The sequence below is a fragment of the Bifidobacterium catenulatum subsp. kashiwanohense JCM 15439 = DSM 21854 genome (assembly GCF_001042615.1).
Lineage (GTDB): Bacteria > Actinomycetota > Actinomycetes > Actinomycetales > Bifidobacteriaceae > Bifidobacterium > Bifidobacterium catenulatum.
Genome location: NZ_AP012327.1, coordinates 989,869 through 1,007,713 on the forward strand (window position 1 = coordinate 989,869; position 17,845 = coordinate 1,007,713).

The following is a 17,845-nucleotide window of genomic DNA, read 5'->3' on the forward strand; positions in this document are numbered from 1 at the left end:
ACCGCTGATAAACTGAAGTTCCATGGTTAGAAGACAACATGGCAATTCTCAAGAGCACGTTACCAAGCATATTTTCGTCACCGGTGGCGTTGTCTCCTCTCTCGGCAAGGGCCTGACCGCCTCCTCTCTCGGTCGCCTGCTTCGTAGTCGCGGCATCAAGGTTTTGCAACAGAAGCTCGATCCGTATATCAACGTTGATCCGGGCACTATGAATCCGTTCCAGCATGGTGAAGTCTATGTCACCGAGGACGGCGCCGAAACCGATCTCGACATCGGCCACTATGAGCGTTTCCTTGACGTGTATCTGAGCCAAAAGGCGAACGTCACCACCGGCCAGATCTACCAGGAGGTGCTGCGCAAGGAACGCGCCGGCGAATACCTTGGACAGTGCGTGCAGGTCATTCCGCACATCACCAACGAAATCAAGTCCCGCATGCGTGCGCAGGCGTCCGATGACGTCGACGTGATCATCACCGAAATCGGTGGCACCGTCGGCGACATCGAATCCCAGCCGTTCCTGGAGGCCGCGCGTGAGGTCCGCCGCGATCTGGGCGCCGAGAACTGCATGTTCGTGCACGTCTCCTTGGTACCGTACATTGCCGCCGCCCATGAGCTCAAGACCAAGCCGACCCAGCACTCCGTCATGATGCTGCGTCAGCTCGGCATCTCCCCGGATGCCTTGGTGTTGCGTTCCGACCGCCCGCTGAACCAGTCCATCAAGGACAAGATCTCCCTGATGTGCGACGTGGATTCCGAAGGCGTGGTCAACTGTGTGGACGCCCCGAGCATCTACGACGTGCCGAAGACCCTGTTCGACGAAGGCCTCGACGCCTATGTCGTGCGCGAACTCGGCCTGCCGTTCCACGATGTCGATTGGGACGAGTGGGAGGATCTGCTGGAGCGCGTGCACCACCCGAAGCATGAGGTGAACATCGCCATCGTCGGCAAGTACATCGATCTGCCGGATGCCTACCTGTCCGTCACCGAAGCCATCAAGGCTGGTGGTTTCGCCAACTATGCCAAGGTGAACGTCAAGTGGGTCGCCGCCGATAAGTGCGAGACCGAGGAGGGCGCGGCCGCCGCGCTCGACCAGGTCGACGGCATCGTCGTTCCCGGAGGCTTCGGCATCCGTGGCATCGACGGCAAGATCGGTGCCCTGAAGTTCGCCCGTGAGAACAAGCTGCCGGCCCTCGGCCTGTGCCTCGGCCTGCAGTCCATGGTCATCGAATACGCCCGCCATGTCCTTGGCCTGGAGGACGCGAACTCCACCGAGTTCGAGCCCGATTGCGCGACCCCGGTCATCGCAACCATGGAGGAGCAGAAAGACATCGTCGCCGGCAATGGTGACATGGGACACACCATGCGTCTCGGCTCCTATCCGGCCGAGCTTGAAGAGGGTTCCATCGTCTCGGAACTGTACGGCACCACGCATGTTACTGAGCGTCATCGTCACCGTTACGAAGTGAACGTGGCATACAAGGACCGTCTGCGTGAAGCGGGTCTGCGTATTTCCGGCCAGAGCCCGGACGGCGAACTCACCGAGTTCGTCGAGCTTCCTCGCGAAGTGCACCCGTTCTATGTGGCCACTCAGGCTCATCCTGAGTTCAAGTCCCGTCCGACCAAGCCGCACCCGCTGTTCGCAGGTCTGGTCAAGGCCGCTCTGGACCACCAGCAGGAGCGCTAGATCGACGAATTGTGATTAACGTCGGATAACCCGATACGCAACATGGCCATGGATCCAAAGGAGTTCATGGCCATGTTGCATAATGGGGACTTGGTCTCGAATTGCCAACAAGACGTATTCGTAATGAACAACCTTTACGAGGGGGCATGAGTTTGAACGATATGGATTCTCCGGAAAGCGACAACCGTAAGTTCGCCTTCCCAAACATGGGCGATGACCCAAAAGTCATTTCGCAGGTGAGCTTGGATTCGTTTGCCGAAACGGCCGATTCCATTGATGATGGTGCAGCGTTGACTGTGAATGCCAGCAAGAAGCGCCACCTGTTGTGGCTGTGGATTGTTCTTGCGGGGATGCTTCTTCTCGGTGCCGTGGCTGGCGGCGGATATTGGTTCTTCCAGTCACATGTGTTGCCAGGTGTCACGCTCTGGGGCAGGTCCATGACAGGGCAATCCCGAGATCATATCATCCAAGAGATTTCCGATACGGCGGAGTCATTGACGGTTCCCGTTTCCTATGAGGGAACGAGCAAGAAAGTCACGTTGAAGGATCTCGGCGTCGCCATTGACGCGGAATCCATCGCCGAAAATGTGATGAACGCGAAACGTGACGATTCCTTTTTCCAGAAGTATGCATTCTGGGCTCGTGAGGACGTCGACGTCGAGTCTTTTGACGATTCCCAAGCCAGTGCCCAGACGGTAGGTGACATGTTGGGAGTGCAGTCCGCGTCCGCCACCAATCCGTCGCTACAGCTCAACGCGGATGGTACCGCCTTCGATGTGACGCCAGGTCAACAGGGGACTGGTATCGATGTGACGGATATCGTCAAAGAAGCCAAGAACGTACTTGAGTCCTTTGGCAAGCAGACTGCTCAAATGGTGACTCTTAAAAATAAGGTTACTGATCCCGTCATCACGGATGACCAAGCCAAGGAGGCCAAGGCTTCTGCTGACGCGTGGATAGCAAAGCCGGTGGCTATCAAAATCGGCGACCATAAGGTGGCGGAATTCGGTGCGCAAGCCATAGCATCGGCCATTACGCTTGGACCGGATAGTGAGAAGCTCGGCGATAATCAAATCCGAAATGGCTCTTTGATCGTCGACGGTGACAAATTGCAGCAATACTATAATGATTCCATCAAATCGAACTTCCATGCGGATCGAGTTGATGGTGATGTCATCGTTAATAGTGTCGGTGATGTGCTGCAAACCAATATAGACGGGCATGATGGTATAACCGTTTCTGATGGTGGCGACACCAATGTTGGTCGTGATGCCGCTGAGGCGTTTGCCAAAGGCTCTGATTCAGTAAGTATTCAAGGCACTTGTGACGCGCAAAACGAGAAAAAAACTACGCGTACCGTGGTGGTCAGCTTGTCTTCACATACCGTTACAGCCATTGAAAATGGGCAGACCGTCCGTGTCATGCATATGTCTGCTGGTCAGGGCAATGATTACCAGACGGGCCAGTGTCAGCCGAGCGGCGACTTGTGCACGCCAACCTACTGTGATCCGAACTCCTATGACAACTGCACGCCTGACGGTGACTTCAAAGTGTGGCTCAAGTACCAGTCCCAAGATATGAGCGGCACGCTTACCCTATCGGACGGAAACACCGAGAAGTGGGATGTCAAGGATGTTGGATTCGTCAACTATTTCTCGAAAACAGGTTGCGCGATTCACCGCATCGCTACGCAAAGCGCTTTTAACGACAGCAGTATTCAGGCTATGGGGAAGAACACGTCCCATGGTTGCGTCGGTGTCGGCTGGGATCAGGCTGAATGGTTCTACAATTGGTGCCTGATGGGAACGACGGTTCACGTTCAGGCCTGATGTGCGGGCTATCGACAGAAAGACGAGAAGGCGGAAGGCTGAATGTTCGGCTTCCGCCTTTGCGCTATGTAAGATAAATCACGACAAATCATTGCCGAATAACGAAAGGGGCGCTAGTATTTCGTCCCACGTTCTGTTAGGTTGTCATAAGTACAAACGAGTGATTGGAGGCAGCGTACGGTGGCAGAAAACCAAGCGCCCAACGCCGCGGCTGACGTGGAGATGAGCCAGTATGTGGCTGATCGCACGCGAGTGAACGAAGACAAAATCAAGCAAGATGACGAGATCATCCAGCAGTTCGGCGACTATACGTATGGATGGCATGACACGGATTTCGCCGGAGAAGCGGCAAAAAAAGGCATTGACGAGAATGTTGTGCGTGCCATTTCCGCAGATAAGAATGAGCCGGAATGGATGCTAGAAAAGCGATTGGAAGGCTATCGCGATTTCATCAATCGTCCGATGCCTCAATGGGGTGTCGATCTGAAGGATTTCGACGCAGACGATTTCAAGTATTACGTCAAGCCGATCGACAAGCAGGCTACGACTTGGGAGGAATTGCCTGACGAGATCCGTGCGACGTATGACAAGCTCGGTATTCCCGAAGCAGAAAAAAGCCGTCTTGTCTCCGGTATCGCGGCACAGTACGAATCCGAGGTCATCTATAACTCAATCCAGAAGGATCTTGAAGACCAAGGCGTGATTTTCGTCGACACCGACACCGCGGTGCAGAAGTATCCGGAAATCGTCAAGAAGTATTTCGGCAAGTGCATTCCGAGCAACGACAACAAATTCTCGGCATTGAATACCGCCGCATGGTCGGGCGGATCGTTCGTCTACGTGCCGAAGGGTGTGCATGTCGATATTCCGTTGCAGGCATACTTCCGTATCAATACGCCGAATATGGGTCAGTTCGAGCGCACGTTGATTATTGCCGATGAGGGATCGTACGTGCATTATGTGGAAGGCTGCACCGCACCGATCTACTCGACCGATTCGTTGCATTCCGGTGTGGTGGAGATTTTCGTCGAGCCGCATGCCCGCGTGCGTTACACCACCGTGCAGAACTGGTCGAACAACGTTTACAATCTGGTGACGCAGCGTGCCTACGTGCGTGAAGGCGGCACCATGGAATGGGTCGATGGCAACATTGGGTCCAAGGCAACCATGAAGTATCCGGCCTGCATTCTCGCCGAGCCGTATGCGAAGGCCAGCACCATGTCGCTTGGTTTCGCAGGCAAGGGCCAGTATCAGGATACCGGTGCAAAGATGATTCATCTTGCACCGCACACCAGTTCCACCATCGTGGCAAAGTCGATTTCCCGCGGCGGTGGACGTTCCGCATACCGTGGTCTCGTCAAAATCGTCAAGGGTGCCGAAGGATCGTCCAACTCGACGGTATGCGATGCACTGCTTGTAGATGAGTTCAGCCGCTCCGACACCTACCCGCATGTGGACGTGCGCGAAGACGACGTGTCCATGGCACATGAGGCTACGGTTTCCAAGGTTTCCGAAGACCAGCTGTTCTACCTGATGAGCCGAGGTCTTTCCGAAGACGAGGCCATGGGCATGATCGTGCGAGGCTTTGTGGAGCCTATCAGTCGTGAGCTGCCGATGGAATACGCGCTTGAACTGAACCGACTGGTTGAACTGCAGATGGAAGGATCGGTGGGCTGATCACCATGGCACAAACTCAGGAAATCAACATTCCCGTTGCGGATCCGAACGATCCGTATGCGAATCCGGCAGCCATGCCCTCTTCGGCGGATCGCTCGCCGCGTTCATTTGATGTGGACGCATTCGAAGTGCCCGACCGCAAGCAGGATGATTGGCGCTATACCCCTGTGGAACGCGTCGAAGAGTTCTTTGAACCGTTTACGCCGTCGAACGAAACCCAGATTGCCGTCACAATGATCGACGGCACGGCTCTCACTGAAGGCTTGACCTATAGCGAGAGCAAGCCGGGGGACGCCGATACAGGGATTGTTTCCAAGCCTTGCGATCGCGTATCCGCGGTGCAATGGAATTCCACATCCCGCGCTGGAATTCTGCGCATTGAGGGTGAAATCGAGCAACCAGTGCTTGTCAAGGTGCATGGTGCCGGAACCGACTTGGATGCTTTCCATCTGGTGATCATCGCAGCTGACCGCGCCCACGCTGATGTTGTTGTAGAGCATGACGGCGATGCACGTATCGCCGAAGGTGTGGAGATTCTCACAGGTAAGGACTCCCATGTGTCCACCACATTCATTCAAGAGTGGAACAAGGGCTCCAAGCATGTGGGCAACCAGCGTATCCATTTGGGGGAGGGCGCGTCCCTGCGCCATTCCGTGGTCACGCTTGGCGGCGATGTTGTTCGAATCCGTATGGATCAGGATTTCGGCGGCGATCAAGGCGATCTCAATATGCTTGGCATCTACTTTGTGGATCCGGGCGAGCATATCGAACATCGCACCATGATTGTGCACAACCATCCCGAGTGCAAGAGTCGTGTGGTATATAAAGGCGCTCTTGACGGCAAGGGCGCACACTCCACATGGGTCGGTAACGCGCTGATCGCCCCGACTGCGCCGGGTACCGACTCGTATGAGCTCAACCGCAATCTGGTACTTACTCCGGGCGCGATCGCCGATTCCGAACCGAATCTGGAAATCGAAAACGGCAACATCATCGGAGCCGGACATGCCTCTTCCGTCGGGCGCTTCGACGATGAGGAGCTGTTCTATCTGCAGTCCCGTGGCATTCCGGAAACCGAAGCCCGCAAACTTGTGGTGCGAGGCTTCTTCGGCGAACTCGTCGAGGAAATCGGCATTCCCGCAATCAGCGAACATCTCATGAATGTTATCGACAGGCGCCTGGCGCGCGGTGAGAGCGACGCAATCGCCCAGGTGCTGGAAGAGAAGTAGAACGTAGGAGCGAAAACCATGTCAACTCTTGAAATCAAAGATCTGTACGCTCACGTCGAAACCAAGGACGGCATCAAGCCGATCCTCAAAGGCGTGAACCTGACCGTCAACTCCGGTGAAACCCATGCCATCATGGGACCGAACGGCTCCGGCAAATCCACGCTGGCATACACGCTGGCGGGCCACCCCAAGTACGTGGTCGATTCCGGACAGGTACTGCTAGACGGCGAAGATATCCTCAAGATGACTCCGGACGAGCGAGCCAAGGCAGGCGTCTTCCTGGCCATGCAGTATCCGGTCGAAGTGCCAGGTGTGTCGATGACCAACTTCCTGCGCACCGCAAAAACCGAAGTCGACGGCAAGGCTCCAGCTATCCGTACCTGGACCAAGGAACTGTCTGAAGCGATGAAGCGCCTGAAGATGGATCCGAAGTTCGCCACCCGTTCCGTGAACGAGGGTTTCTCCGGTGGTGAGAAGAAGCGTGCCGAAGTGCTGCAGCTCGAGCTTCTCAAGCCGAAGTTCGCCATCCTTGACGAAACCGACTCCGGTTTGGATGTCGATGCGTTGCGTATCGTCTCCGAGGGCGTGAACCGCGCCAAGGAAGCCAACCAGTTCGGCATCCTCATGGTCACGCATTACACGCGAATCCTCAAGTACATCAAGCCGGATATTGTGCATGTGTTTGCGGCCGGCCACTTCGTCAAGACCGGTGGCCCTGAACTGGCCGACGAGCTTGAGGAATTTGGCTATGACGCATACCTGCCGGAAGGTGCCGACTCCGAAAGCGCGCTGGCATGACCGATTTCGCAGCGATCCGTAAGGAATTCCCGATTCTCAATCAGAAGATTCACGGGCATCAGCTCGTTTATTTGGATTCCGCGGCGACTTCTCAGAAGCCGCAATGCGTGATTGACGCCGAAAGCGATTTCTATCGCACCATCAACGCCGGTGTGCATCGTGGAGCGCATGAACTTGCCGCACGCAGCACCATGGCGTTCGAGGAGGCGCGTGCCAAGGTGGCGCGTCTTGTCGGAGCCAATGCAGTTGAAGGCGAGGAAGAAATCGTCGTCACTTCCGGCGCCACGGCAGGATTGAATCTGTTGGCGACAGCCTTCGGCAACGCATCCCAAGGGCGTGGGGGAGAAGCGGCACGACGTTTCGCTGTGAAGCCGGGCGACGAGATCGTCGTATCCAAGGCTGAGCATCATTCTGTGTTGCTGCCATTCCAGGAACTTGCCGCACGTACTGGAGCGACATTGAAATGGTTTGATCTGGACGATGAAGGACGAATCCTTGCCAACACCGCAGATGAGGTAATTACCGAGCGCACGAAGATCGTAGCCGTCACTCATGTGGGCAATACCACTGGTGCCATCACCGATATTGAGCCGATTGTGAAGCGTGCGCACGAGGTGGGCGCAGTGGTTGTGCTTGACGCATGTCAGTCCGTGCCGCACCTGAAGATCGATTTTCACGCATTAGACGTGGATTTCGCTGCATGGAGTGCGCATAAGATGTACGGTCCAACGGGCGTCGGCTTCCTATATGGCAAGCGTGAGATGCTCGAAGCGTTGCCTCCGGCGAATTTCGGCGGATCCATGGTGGAACTTGCCTGGATGGATCAGGAAGCGCAATATATGGCACCTCCGGCACGTTTCGAGGTGGGCACGCAGCCGGTTGCCCAAGTCGTGGCAGCAGGCGTTGCAGCCGAGTGGCTAATGAACATTGGCATGGAAAATCTCGAAGCCCACGAACGCGTTATCGCAGGCGAACTGCTCAAGATGGGACAGATCGAGGGTGTACGCATTCTTGGACCGCATGCTAACGAGCAACGTATCGGCACGGTTGCTTTCGAAATCGAAGGCGTTCACCCGCATGACGTCGGCCAGTTCATCGATGCGCAAGGCATCGCCATCCGTGTCGGTCACCATTGCGCGCAGCCGGTGCACCGCCATTTCGGTGTATATGCATCCAACCGTGCATCCAGTGGCATCTACAACTGCGTCGAAGACGCACAGGCGTTGGTTGAGGCGTTGAAGAAGGTCCGTCCGTTCTTTGGAGTTAAGTAACACATATGAGTGATTTTGCAATGTCTGGCGACGATCTCGAGCAGATGTACCAAGAGGTCATTCTCGAAGCCTCAAAGAATCCGCATGGCAAGGAGCATTTCGCTCCAGATCTGGCTTCTGAAAATGCCTTCCAAACGGGAGATGCCATGGTTCAGGCGGTTCACGAGTATTGCACTCCTGGCGAGTCCCATCAGTTCAATCCAACCTGTGGAGACGAGGCCACCGTGCACGTGGAGGTTTCCGACCAGGAGCCGCATGTTATCGAACGACTGGTGTGGGATGGTCATGGTTGTTCCATTTCACAGGCCAGCCTTTCGGTGATGGTCGACCTTGTGGAAGGCAAAACCGTGGATGAGGCCATGAACTTGGCTAATACCTTCCATAAGCTCATGGAATCACGTGGCAAGGGACTGGATGATGAATCCGCGGAAGAATCCCTTGAGGACGGCATCGTCTTCCAAGGAGTGTCCAAGTATCCGATGCGCATCAAATGCGCATTGCTTGGTTGGGAAGGAATGAAGGATTCCGTGGCTAAGGCGTTGTCTGCGAAAGCGTGACAAGCATCTTTCCGCAAGTGGGCCGGTGTTTTCGTGCGTTGTGTCTACAGTGAACGAAACACCGGCGGCAAACTCCAGCCAACACGATAGGCTACTCAACGAAATATACTCGAATCAAATATGGAGCAACAATGAGCGATACCTTGGTACCAGAACCGCAAGCCTCGATTTTCGATTCCGTTGCCAAGGCATTGGGCAATGACGAGGCCGCTGCACGTCGCGTCATGCTTAACCCTAATCTCGCTAAAGGATTCAAGGACGGCAAACCAGTGGAAATCGAACACGAGAATATCAAGCAGGATGCTTGTGGCTGCGGCAATCAGGCTGGAGTATGCGGCTGTTCCGATGAGCAGGATGACGGCATCGCATTGAAGGCTGTCGATGATATCGGACGTGCGACCGCCGCCGATGTGAAGGAAGCGCTGCATCAGGTCATTGATCCGGAACTTGGCATTGACGTGATTGATTTGGGCTTGGTATATGGCATTGAAATCGATGAGCTTGGCCGTGCCATCATCACGATGACGCTGACCACTCCGGCGTGCCCGCTGACCGATTTGATTGAAGACGAGTGTGCAAGCACCCTTGCCGGTCTCGTTGAGGAATTCCGTATCGATTGGACGTGGCAGCCGCGTTGGAGCATGGAAAAGATCACTCCGGAAGGACGCGAACAGTTGGCTGCGCTTGGCTTCAACTTCGATAATCTTCCGAAATACTGATACTATAGCGGCATAAAAACAACATAAAAAAGCGTGCTCCCGACGCTGGGAAGCACGCTTTTGTTCTGTGTGCGGCAGAACGTCAGTCGTCGACCACGGTACCCTTCGGCACCACAGTGATGCCTTCCGGCGTGACGGTGAAGCCACGAGCCAGATCATGTTCAGTATCGATACCGACGGTCGAATTCTCGGTAAGCACAACATTCTTGTCGAGAATCGCCTTGTAAACGCGTGCTCGACGATTGATGGTCACGCCGTCGAACAGAATCGAATCGACGACCTGCGACCACGAGTGGATACGCACATTCGGTGAAAGCACGGAATGGTGCACTTCGCCGCCCGACACGATGACGCCGGGGGAGACGATCGAATCGGTGGCGTGTCCAAGACGGTCACGCCCGGCATGCACGAACTTTGCAGGCGGCAGATTGCCGGACAGCGTGTAGATCGGCCATTCGGTGTTGTACAGATTGAACTCCGGCACATAGGAAATCAAATCCATATGTGCATCGTAGAACTGCTTCAGAGTACCCACATCGCGCCAGTAGGCATGATCGGTCGGCGTCGCTCCCGGAATCTCGTTGGAATTGAAGTCGTAGACGCCGGCCTCATTGCGAGCCGCGAAGTATGGGGCGATGTCGCCACCCATATCATGCTTGGTGTCTTCGGCCTTTTCGTCGAGCGCCAAAGCCTCGAACAGGGCGTCCGTGTTGGCAACGTAATTACCCATGGAAGCGAGGATGGAGTTCGGATCATCCGGCAGACCAGTCGTGGTCTGCGGCTTCTCCTGGAAGCTTTTGATCATGCTCGGGTGTTCCGGATCAACCTCGATCACGCCAAACTGGTTGGACTGGCTGATCGGCTGGCGAATACCCGCAACCGTGAACTCCGCACCGGATTCGATGTGCTGCTGCACCATTTGCTGGAAGTCCATACGGTAGACGTGGTCGGCACCGACGATCACCACAATATCCGGCTGCACGTCTTCGATGATGTTGATGGTCTGATAGACGGCGTCGGCCGAGCCGAGATACCAGTGCTTGCCGAGACGCTGCTGGGCAGGAACAGGGGAGACATAGTTGCCGAGCAGCGGCGAGAAACGCCACACTGTGGAAATATGACGGTCGAGCGAATGGGATTTGTACTGGGTGAGCACCACGGTCTGCATGTAGCCGGAATTGACCAGATTGCTCAACGGGAAGTCAATCAGTCGGAACACGCCGCCGAATGGAACGGCCGGTTTCGCTCGGTCCCTGGTCAAAGGCATCAGACGCGTGCCTTCACCACCTGCAAGAACGATGGAAAGAATTTTCGGATTCTTCGCCATGAGAACTCCTCTCCTAGAGCGTCGTTACGACACCGCACACATTGGTCGGTCTGCATCATCGCAAACCGCTTACGCACTCAATAATTGCATATTTTTTGCAACATGCAAGGAGTTTGCACCGCGAGTCTTGAAAATTTGCTGATTGTTTCAGTGAACAGCTGTTGAATAGAAGGCTACGGCGCTCGAAGCGGCGACGTTAAGACTGTCCACTCCGTGGCTCATGGGAATCTTCACCGTCAGATCGGCACGGGAGATGGTGTGATGCGACAGGCCGTCGCCTTCAGTGCCGAAGATCAGCGCCAACTTGTCGATATGGTCCTTTTCGTCGTTGGCATTGTTCAAGCGACGAACGAGCTCTTCCAACGAAATGGAGTCGTCTTCAAGAGCCATCGCAACGGTCGTGAATCCAAGATCGTGCAATTCCCGCATGCCGGTGAACGGCCAGTAATGCTTATCATCTCCGCCGATGCGAGTCCACGGAATCTGAAACACCGTACCCATCGACACGCGGGCGGCGCGCCGATACAGTGGATCGCCGCAAGAAGGCGTCACCAGCACGGCATCGACATCCAACGCGGCCGCGGAGCGCATAAGAGCGCCGACATTGGTGTGGTCAACGATATTTTCCATGACCGCGATGCGGCGCGCCCCTCGGCAGACTTCCTCGACACTGGGCAAAGACCAACGTTTCATCGCAGCCAACGCGCCTCGGTGCAGCCGATAGCCGGTCAGCTGCTTGAGCTGCTCGGGGGAGGCCACGTACACGGGAATGTCGGTGCCCCATCGGTTGTCGATGAGCGTGAAGGTTTCAGCCATGCCTTCAATCCACGGTTCTTCGACCAGCAGCGATATCGGCTCTCGGTTGGCGGCAAGCGCCCTGTCAATGACTTTTGGCGATTCCGCGATGAACAGGCCTTTGCTGGGTTCAAGTTTGTTGCGAAGCTGGATTTCCGTAAGATTTGTGTATGCCGCCACGCGCTCGTCGTCAATGGAATCAAGATGGATGAACTGCATGTGACCGATCTTTCGCCGAATAGCCTTTCAGATACAAGAAAACCCCTTGTTTCCAAGGGGTTTTGCTGGTGTCCGGAGCGGGACTTGAACCCGCACGCCTGTATAAATAGGCACTAGCACCTCAAGCTAGCGCGTCTACCATTCCGCCACCCGGACAGGTGCGTTGCTCACCGGCAACGAATGAAAACTATAGCAGATGCTCGGCGTGATGCAAGTCTCGGCGTGTCGCACGGAATTTCGCCATTAGTATCCGAGGTGCTGGTAGTCTCTGGAGCTATGACTGATGCCCTTTTTCTGCTTGATACGGAACATGATGATGTGCCTGTGAACAGCGATGAGCTGAACGCCGGATGGAAATTGACGTTGCCTCAATCGGTGCGTCGCCACGCCATTCAGGCCATGCGTCTGAAAGACGGTGATGAGTTGCAGCTTTCCGATGGTAAGGGATTGCGCATTCATGCGGTGCTGTGCGACGCGCAGCGGGGAATCGCGCAAGTGTCGAGCTTCAGCAAGGAGCAGCAACCCATCACCAAACTCGCTTTGATTCAGGCGCTGGCCAAAACAGGGCATGATGAACAGGCCATCGACACGGCAACGCAGATCGGCGTGGACGAGGTAATTCCATGGCAGGCCGATCGTTCCATCGCCAAATGGAAGGTGGGGCGTACCGACAAGAAGTGGAGGCAAGTGCTTGAGGCAGCCACCGAACAATCGCGACGTTCCTGGACGCCTGAATTGGGGGAGTGCGTGACCAGCAAGCAGCTGGTCGCCATATGCAAACGTGCCTGCGTGCGCGGCGATATGGTAATCGTGCTGCACCAGGATGCCACCAAAACCTGGGACCAGTTGGAGGAATCGATCGCGGCGCTTTCCGACAAATGTCTGCAAGACGGTCGCCAGCGTACCGTGTACGTGGTGGTCGGGCCGGAAGGAGGTATCGGCGACGCGGAAATCGAGTCTTTCGCCAACGCCGGAGCCGAAGCATGCGTGCTCGGAAGTAACATTCTGCGGGCGTCTACGGCCGGTCCGGTCGCATTGTCGTTGCTCGCACGGGCGTTGGGACGTTTCGTTTGATGCCATATGCCGGCGATTTGCCGTGAATTATCCCGGTTGCGCAATAGCATGGTCATGACGGTTTCCCAGCATTAAAGGAGCATTATGAGCGACAAGGATTGCCTGTTCTGCAAGATCATCGCAGGAGAGATTCCAAGCGAAAAGGTGTATGAGGACGATACTACCTACGCGTTCAAGGACATCAATCCGAAGGCCAAAGTCCATGTGCTTGTGGTGCCTCGTGAGCATTATGCGAACGTAGCCGAGCTTGCGGCGGCCGATCCGCAGCAGCTTGCCCACATGGCTCAAGTCGCGCAGAACATCGCAGATAAGGAATTCCATGGCGCTTTCCGGCTGATCTTCAACACTGGACTTGATGCGGGGCAGACCGTATTCCATGTGCATGCCCACGTGCTGACCGGTGAAAAGCTCGACGAGTAGCTTTCTTTTCCCCATATATCAACGTTAGAAGAGGTTTTGTGGCCACCACTACACGTACCATTGCTATTCCCCAACAGCTTGATCCGGTAACCGTGCTTGGACCGGTCGACGAGGTTCTCCGGGAAGTGGAACGAGCGTTCCCCGACCTGACCATCATCGTCAGAGGCGACCGTATTGCGATCATGTCACGTTCCAACAAATCTGAATCCCAAGCTGCGCAGGCCGAACATGTGATTGAAAACATCATTCAAGCCGCATATACGGCTCCGATGGACGCCGACACGGTGCGGCGTATGCTCGACCAAAATGTGTTGAAAACCCCCGTTCGCGCCACGCGCCCGGGGCATGGGCGTGTAGTGGAGGAACTACGTTTGGCTGATAGGCAGCAGGGACGTGCCTCACAACGTGAGCATGCCGCAGACCGCCGCAAGCCGCACGTGCCAGGAGTGATCACCTTTGCGCTTGGTAAGCCGGTTCGCGCGAAAACCGCTGGCCAGGTCGCCTATATCAATGCCATTGAGTCGCACACCATCACGTTCGCCATCGGTCCTGCCGGTACAGGTAAGACGTATCTTGCAGTAGCCAAGGCGGTTCGCGCCTTTCAGGATCGGCAGGTGCGGCGCATCATCCTGACCAGGCCTGCGGTGGAAGCCGGAGAGAACCTCGGTTTCCTGCCGGGCACACTGAACGAAAAAGTCGATCCATATCTTCGTCCGTTGTACGACGCGCTTTCCGACATGCTTGGAGCGGACCAGCTCAAACGTTACATGGACGACGGTACCATTGAAGTCGCGCCGCTTGCGTACATGCGTGGACGCACGCTCAACGATGCGTTCGTGATCCTCGACGAAGCGCAGAATACCACCGAACAGCAGATGAAGATGTTCTTGACACGACTGGGTTTCAATACGAAAATGATCATCACGGGTGACGTGACGCAGGTTGATCTGACAGTACCGAAATCCGGCCTTGCCACCATCGAACGCATACTTGACGGTATCGACGATATAGCGTTCGCCCATCTCAAGCCGGCAGACGTGGTACGACATGCGCTGGTCGGCAAAATCGTCGCAGCCTATGATCGACACGCGGCCATCGCCGGCGACCATAGCCGGCGCGTTGTAAGCAAAACCACATCCAAGCAAACGGACGAACAAATCGAAAGGAACGCTGAATGAGCGTCGAAGTAACCAACGAAACCGTCTGGCAGATCGACGGCAAGGTGTTCTCCGATCTCGGCATATGGGTGATGGACCAGATGCGCGTCAGCACGCAATCCGACCTGACCATCATGTTTGTCGATCCCGATCCGATCGCCCAATTGCACATGCGCTGGATGAACCTTGAAGGACCGACTGACGTAATGAGCTTCCCCATGGACGAACTGCGCCCAGGAGACGGCAGAACCGTGATGGAAGGCGTGCTTGGGGATATCGTGATCTGCCCATGGGTGGCCGCCCAGCAGGCACTTGCGGCTGGACACAGTACCATGGAGGAAATGATGCTTCTGACGATCCACGGCATTCTCCACCTGCTTGGATACGATCACGCGACACCGGAACAGGAGCGCCAGATGTTCGGCCTGCAGCGTCAACTGCTGCTCACCTTCTTTGCTCTCCGCCAAGGATCGGGAGCGCAGGCAATTCTTCCGTCAGGAGCGCCGGATGCGCTTGCCGAATGGGATCGGGAGCATGGTACCGGGCGTCAGGTCGCCAAATAGTGATGACGTTGCCGGTAGCATATCGTCCGGCATGATGGGGGCTGAATTATGATGCAGGGGACAATGATTGCGGTGGTCGCGGTACTTGCCGTGGTAGCGTTGCTGCTGGTCTGGCTGTCTCTTTCGATGGCTGCCACCGAAGGCGCTGTGGGACGTGTGACCCGGGCGAGCCTGAACAACCTGATTCTTGAGATTCAGACGGATGCGGAGCTTTCGCAGTTCATTCGCGACAGGAAGATCAAGCGCATCCATAAGGTCCAGCGGTTGGTGGCCGACCGGTATGCCACCGCAGGATCATGTGCGTTCTTCCGTATTTGTTGCAATGTGCTTGACGGTGTGCTTGTAACTGTGATCGCAGGCATGCTGGACGCCCCACTATGGGCCGAATTGCTTGCCGGATTTGTTTTTGCCATCGTCGTTGCGGTGATTTCGCTGCTGGTGCGTCCGCGTAGTGCCGGAGCGTCCAAGCCCGTCGACATCATGCTGCAGCATGCGGATACTGTCTCCGTTGCGGTGTTGTTGACCCCATTCGCAAAAATCGGCGGACAAAAGGGCGCGAAGCGCCGTGGCAACGATCTTTCCGACGACGAGGAACTCGAAAAAATCCAGATCGAGCAGGGGCGCGCGACCATCGACCGTTTGGTCGAAGCCAACGATTTCGACCCTGAAGTTTCTGAAATGCTGCGCAACGTGCTCACGCTTTCCGAAACACTGACCCGTGAGGTCATGGTGCCGCGCACCGACATGATCTGCATCGAGCGAGGCGAGACATTGGAAAACATGTTGAAGCTTTGCTCCCGTTCCGGATTCTCGCGTGTGCCGGTCATTGGTGACGATGTGGACGATCTGGTCGGCGTGGCCTATCTGAAGGACGCCGTACGCGCGACGGCTTTCAACCATGCGGCGATGACGCGCGAAGTCGAATCGATAGTCCGCGATCCGATGCTGGTGCCCGAATCCAAACCAGTTGACGACCTGTTCCATCAAATGCAACGCACACGCCAGCATGTCGCCATCGTCGTGGACGAATACGGCGGCATCGCAGGCATGGTCACCATTGAAGACGCCATAGAACAAATCGTGGGCGAGTTGGAAGACGAACATGATCGCACGCAACATGCCGATCCGGAACAGATCGGCGACAAAAAATGGAGCATGCCAGCCCGCACGCCGATCGCCGATCTGGAAGAGATTTTCGAAATCGATATTGACGAGGATGACGTCGACACTGTTTACGGATTGTTGACCAAATTGTTGGGACGCGTGCCGATCGTCGGCTCTTCCGCAGTCACCCGAGGATTGCGTATGACCGCAGTCGATTCCGCGGGACGACGCAAGAAAGTGTCGACCATTGTGGTGGAACCGGCCCACGTCGAGGGCGTGGACGAAACTGAAACACATAACGAAGAACATGCGGATGATGCCGAAGAGGCATCCGACAATGATAAGGATTCCAAAGACAAGCATGACTGACGCAGCAACGACTGAGACGACTTCCGACCATTCCGATTCCACTACGCCCGTTCCATATCGTTCCGGTTTCGTTGCCGTGGTAGGACGCCCGAACGTAGGCAAGTCGACGTTGATCAACGCGTTGATCGGCACGCAGATCGCCATCGCATCATCTCGCCCGGAAACCACGCGTAAGGCCATTCGCGGCATTCTGACCACAGATGATGCGCAGATCGTTTTGGTCGATACGCCTGGTATCCATCGTCCGCGCACATTGCTGGGGCAGCGTCTGAATGATGTTGTGGATGAGTCTCTTGCCGACGTGGACGCCATCGCCTTCTTGCTGCCCGGTGACCAGGAGATCGGTCCTGGCGACAGGCGCATTTTGAGTCGTCTGCGCTCTGATTTCGCAGCGAAGCGCGATGATGGCACGTTCAAATGGAAAGTGCCGCTGATTGCCATCGTCACCAAGATCGACGAATTAAGCCGCGAAGGACTGATCAACAAGCTTATCGAAATCAACGAGTTCGCCGATTTCACCGACATCGTGCCGGTCAGCGCACTCAAGCATGACAATCTTGCCGAAGTCAAGAACGTGCTTATCGAAAACATGCCGGAAGGTCCGCAAATGTATCCGGCTGAACAGATCACCGAAGAACGTCCGGAAGAGACCATAGCGGAACTGGTTCGTGGCGCATTCCTGGAAGAATTGGATGACGAGCTGCCGCACTCGTTGGCCGTGGTCGTGGACTCCATTGAATATCCGGAAGACAACGATAGCGGAGCGGCTTACGATGGCAAAGCCCACGTCATTGTGTCGATTTATGTGGAGCGTGATTCCCAGAAGCCGATTATCATCGGCAGGGGGGCGGAACATCTCGTGCGCGTCAAAAAGAAGCTGCGCACGCCGGTCAACCGCATCGTCGGTCAGAAAGCAAAACTCGACTTGCATGTCAAGGTCGCCAAAGGATGGCAGTCGGATCCGAAACAGCTTGAGAAGTTAGGCTTCTAAGCCATTTAAGGTCGTTCGCAGTCAAGCAGCTTGAAAAGCTAGGTTTTTGATTTGTTTAGGAT

General features: G+C 55.7%; 16 protein-coding genes and 1 tRNA gene. 14 read left to right on the plus strand and 3 right to left on the minus strand.

Translation table 11 applies throughout. The features are described 5' to 3' along the window. The first annotated feature begins 22 nt into the window (after positions 1–22). The 8 genes from BBKW_RS04235 to BBKW_RS04270 all read left to right on the plus strand — a co-directional run bounded on the left by BBKW_RS04235 (position 23) and on the right by BBKW_RS04270 (position 9,764). Positions 23–1,684 (plus strand): CTP synthase, encoded by a 1,662-nt coding sequence (locus BBKW_RS04235; protein WP_033501211.1) that lies wholly within the window; start codon positions 23–25, stop codon positions 1,682–1,684. A 146-nt stretch (positions 1,685–1,830) separates the two neighbouring features. Beyond that, positions 1,831–3,513, plus strand: coding sequence for a L,D-transpeptidase family protein (locus BBKW_RS04240; RefSeq protein ID WP_033501210.1), 1,683 nt, complete (start codon positions 1,831–1,833; stop codon positions 3,511–3,513). A gap of 222 nt (positions 3,514–3,735) precedes the next feature. Beyond that, positions 3,736–5,190 (plus strand): Fe-S cluster assembly protein SufB, encoded by a 1,455-nt coding sequence (gene sufB / locus BBKW_RS04245; protein WP_095279446.1) that lies wholly within the window; start codon positions 3,736–3,738, stop codon positions 5,188–5,190. Positions 5,191–5,195: 5 nt separating this feature from the next. Beyond that, positions 5,196–6,419 (plus strand): Fe-S cluster assembly protein SufD, encoded by a 1,224-nt coding sequence (gene sufD, locus BBKW_RS04250; RefSeq protein WP_033501209.1) that lies wholly within the window; start codon positions 5,196–5,198, stop codon positions 6,417–6,419. 18 nt (positions 6,420–6,437) lie between these two features. Then, the gene (gene sufC / locus BBKW_RS04255) at positions 6,438–7,217 is read left to right on the plus strand and encodes a Fe-S cluster assembly ATPase SufC (protein ID WP_003835102.1); all 780 of its coding nucleotides are present in this window, start codon (positions 6,438–6,440) and stop codon (positions 7,215–7,217) included. Then, positions 7,214–8,488 (plus strand): SufS family cysteine desulfurase, encoded by a 1,275-nt coding sequence (locus BBKW_RS04260; protein WP_033501208.1) that lies wholly within the window; start codon positions 7,214–7,216, stop codon positions 8,486–8,488. The genes sufC and BBKW_RS04260 overlap by 4 nt, the downstream gene beginning before the upstream one ends. Positions 8,489–8,493: 5 nt before the next feature. Then, the gene (sufU, locus tag BBKW_RS04265; protein WP_033501207.1) at positions 8,494–9,045 is read left to right on the plus strand and encodes a Fe-S cluster assembly sulfur transfer protein SufU; all 552 of its coding nucleotides are present in this window, start codon (positions 8,494–8,496) and stop codon (positions 9,043–9,045) included. A 131-nt stretch (positions 9,046–9,176) separates the two neighbouring features. Then, a complete protein-coding gene (locus BBKW_RS04270; protein ID WP_033501206.1) occupies positions 9,177–9,764 on the plus strand; it encodes a metal-sulfur cluster assembly factor in 588 nt (195 codons plus the stop codon). Positions 9,765–9,846: 82 nt separating this feature from the next. Here the strand turns inward: BBKW_RS04270 and glgC are convergent, their stop codons facing one another. The 3 genes from glgC to BBKW_RS04285 form a co-directional block, all read right to left on the minus strand. Further along, the gene (glgC, locus tag BBKW_RS04275; protein ID WP_033501205.1) at positions 9,847–11,091 is read right to left on the minus strand and encodes a glucose-1-phosphate adenylyltransferase; all 1,245 of its coding nucleotides are present in this window, start codon (positions 11,089–11,091) and stop codon (positions 9,847–9,849) included. Between the two features lie 147 nt (positions 11,092–11,238). Next, positions 11,239–12,105 (minus strand): TrmH family RNA methyltransferase, encoded by an 867-nt coding sequence (locus tag BBKW_RS04280; RefSeq protein WP_033501204.1) that lies wholly within the window; start codon positions 12,103–12,105, stop codon positions 11,239–11,241. Positions 12,106–12,171: 66 nt separating this feature from the next. Further along, a tRNA-Leu gene (locus BBKW_RS04285) sits at positions 12,172–12,261 on the minus strand. A gap of 120 nt (positions 12,262–12,381) precedes the next feature. Between BBKW_RS04285 and BBKW_RS04290 the strand changes: the two genes are divergently transcribed. The 6 genes from BBKW_RS04290 (at position 12,382) to era (ending at position 17,783) form a co-directional block, all read left to right on the plus strand. Beyond that, on the plus strand, positions 12,382–13,179 hold the full coding sequence (locus BBKW_RS04290; protein WP_033501203.1) for a 16S rRNA (uracil(1498)-N(3))-methyltransferase: 798 nt from the start codon (positions 12,382–12,384) through the stop codon (positions 13,177–13,179). Between the two features lie 84 nt (positions 13,180–13,263). Then, the gene (locus tag BBKW_RS04295) at positions 13,264–13,599 is read left to right on the plus strand and encodes a histidine triad nucleotide-binding protein (RefSeq protein ID WP_003835089.1); all 336 of its coding nucleotides are present in this window, start codon (positions 13,264–13,266) and stop codon (positions 13,597–13,599) included. A gap of 38 nt (positions 13,600–13,637) precedes the next feature. Then, positions 13,638–14,777: a PhoH family protein gene (locus BBKW_RS04300; RefSeq protein WP_033501202.1), complete on the plus strand. Its 1,140-nt coding sequence runs from the start codon at positions 13,638–13,640 to the stop codon at positions 14,775–14,777. After that, a complete protein-coding gene (ybeY, locus tag BBKW_RS04305; protein WP_033501201.1) occupies positions 14,774–15,319 on the plus strand; it encodes an rRNA maturation RNase YbeY in 546 nt (181 codons plus the stop codon). Before BBKW_RS04300 ends, ybeY begins: the two co-directional genes overlap by 4 nt. A 51-nt stretch (positions 15,320–15,370) precedes the next feature. Then, positions 15,371–16,792 (plus strand): hemolysin family protein, encoded by a 1,422-nt coding sequence (locus tag BBKW_RS04310; RefSeq protein ID WP_033501251.1) that lies wholly within the window; start codon positions 15,371–15,373, stop codon positions 16,790–16,792. Continuing rightward, the gene (era, locus tag BBKW_RS04315; RefSeq protein WP_033501200.1) at positions 16,785–17,783 is read left to right on the plus strand and encodes a GTPase Era; all 999 of its coding nucleotides are present in this window, start codon (positions 16,785–16,787) and stop codon (positions 17,781–17,783) included. Before BBKW_RS04310 ends, era begins: the two co-directional genes overlap by 8 nt. The last annotated feature ends 62 nt before the right edge of the window (positions 17,784–17,845 follow it).

Coding starts and splice junctions, on each gene's coding strand:
- BBKW_RS04295 (WP_003835089.1), top strand. CDS start 13,264: ATGAGCGACAAGGATTGCCTGTTCTGCAAGATCATCGCAGGAGAGATT.
- BBKW_RS04270 (WP_033501206.1), top strand. CDS start 9,177: ATGAGCGATACCTTGGTACCAGAACCGCAAGCCTCGATTTTCGATTCC.
- BBKW_RS04310 (WP_033501251.1), top strand. CDS start 15,371: ATGCAGGGGACAATGATTGCGGTGGTCGCGGTACTTGCCGTGGTAGCG.
- BBKW_RS04260 (WP_033501208.1), top strand. CDS start 7,214: ATGACCGATTTCGCAGCGATCCGTAAGGAATTCCCGATTCTCAATCAG.
- ybeY (WP_033501201.1), top strand. CDS start 14,774: ATGAGCGTCGAAGTAACCAACGAAACCGTCTGGCAGATCGACGGCAAG.
- BBKW_RS04280 (WP_033501204.1), bottom strand. CDS start 12,105: ATGCAGTTCATCCATCTTGATTCCATTGACGACGAGCGCGTGGCGGCA.
- glgC (WP_033501205.1), bottom strand. CDS start 11,091: ATGGCGAAGAATCCGAAAATTCTTTCCATCGTTCTTGCAGGTGGTGAA.
- BBKW_RS04235 (WP_033501211.1), top strand. CDS start 23: ATGGTTAGAAGACAACATGGCAATTCTCAAGAGCACGTTACCAAGCAT.
- BBKW_RS04290 (WP_033501203.1), top strand. CDS start 12,382: ATGACTGATGCCCTTTTTCTGCTTGATACGGAACATGATGATGTGCCT.
- sufB (WP_095279446.1), top strand. CDS start 3,736: ATGAGCCAGTATGTGGCTGATCGCACGCGAGTGAACGAAGACAAAATC.
- sufD (WP_033501209.1), top strand. CDS start 5,196: ATGGCACAAACTCAGGAAATCAACATTCCCGTTGCGGATCCGAACGAT.
- era (WP_033501200.1), top strand. CDS start 16,785: ATGACTGACGCAGCAACGACTGAGACGACTTCCGACCATTCCGATTCC.
- sufU (WP_033501207.1), top strand. CDS start 8,494: ATGAGTGATTTTGCAATGTCTGGCGACGATCTCGAGCAGATGTACCAA.
- BBKW_RS04240 (WP_033501210.1), top strand. CDS start 1,831: ATGAGTTTGAACGATATGGATTCTCCGGAAAGCGACAACCGTAAGTTC.
- sufC (WP_003835102.1), top strand. CDS start 6,438: ATGTCAACTCTTGAAATCAAAGATCTGTACGCTCACGTCGAAACCAAG.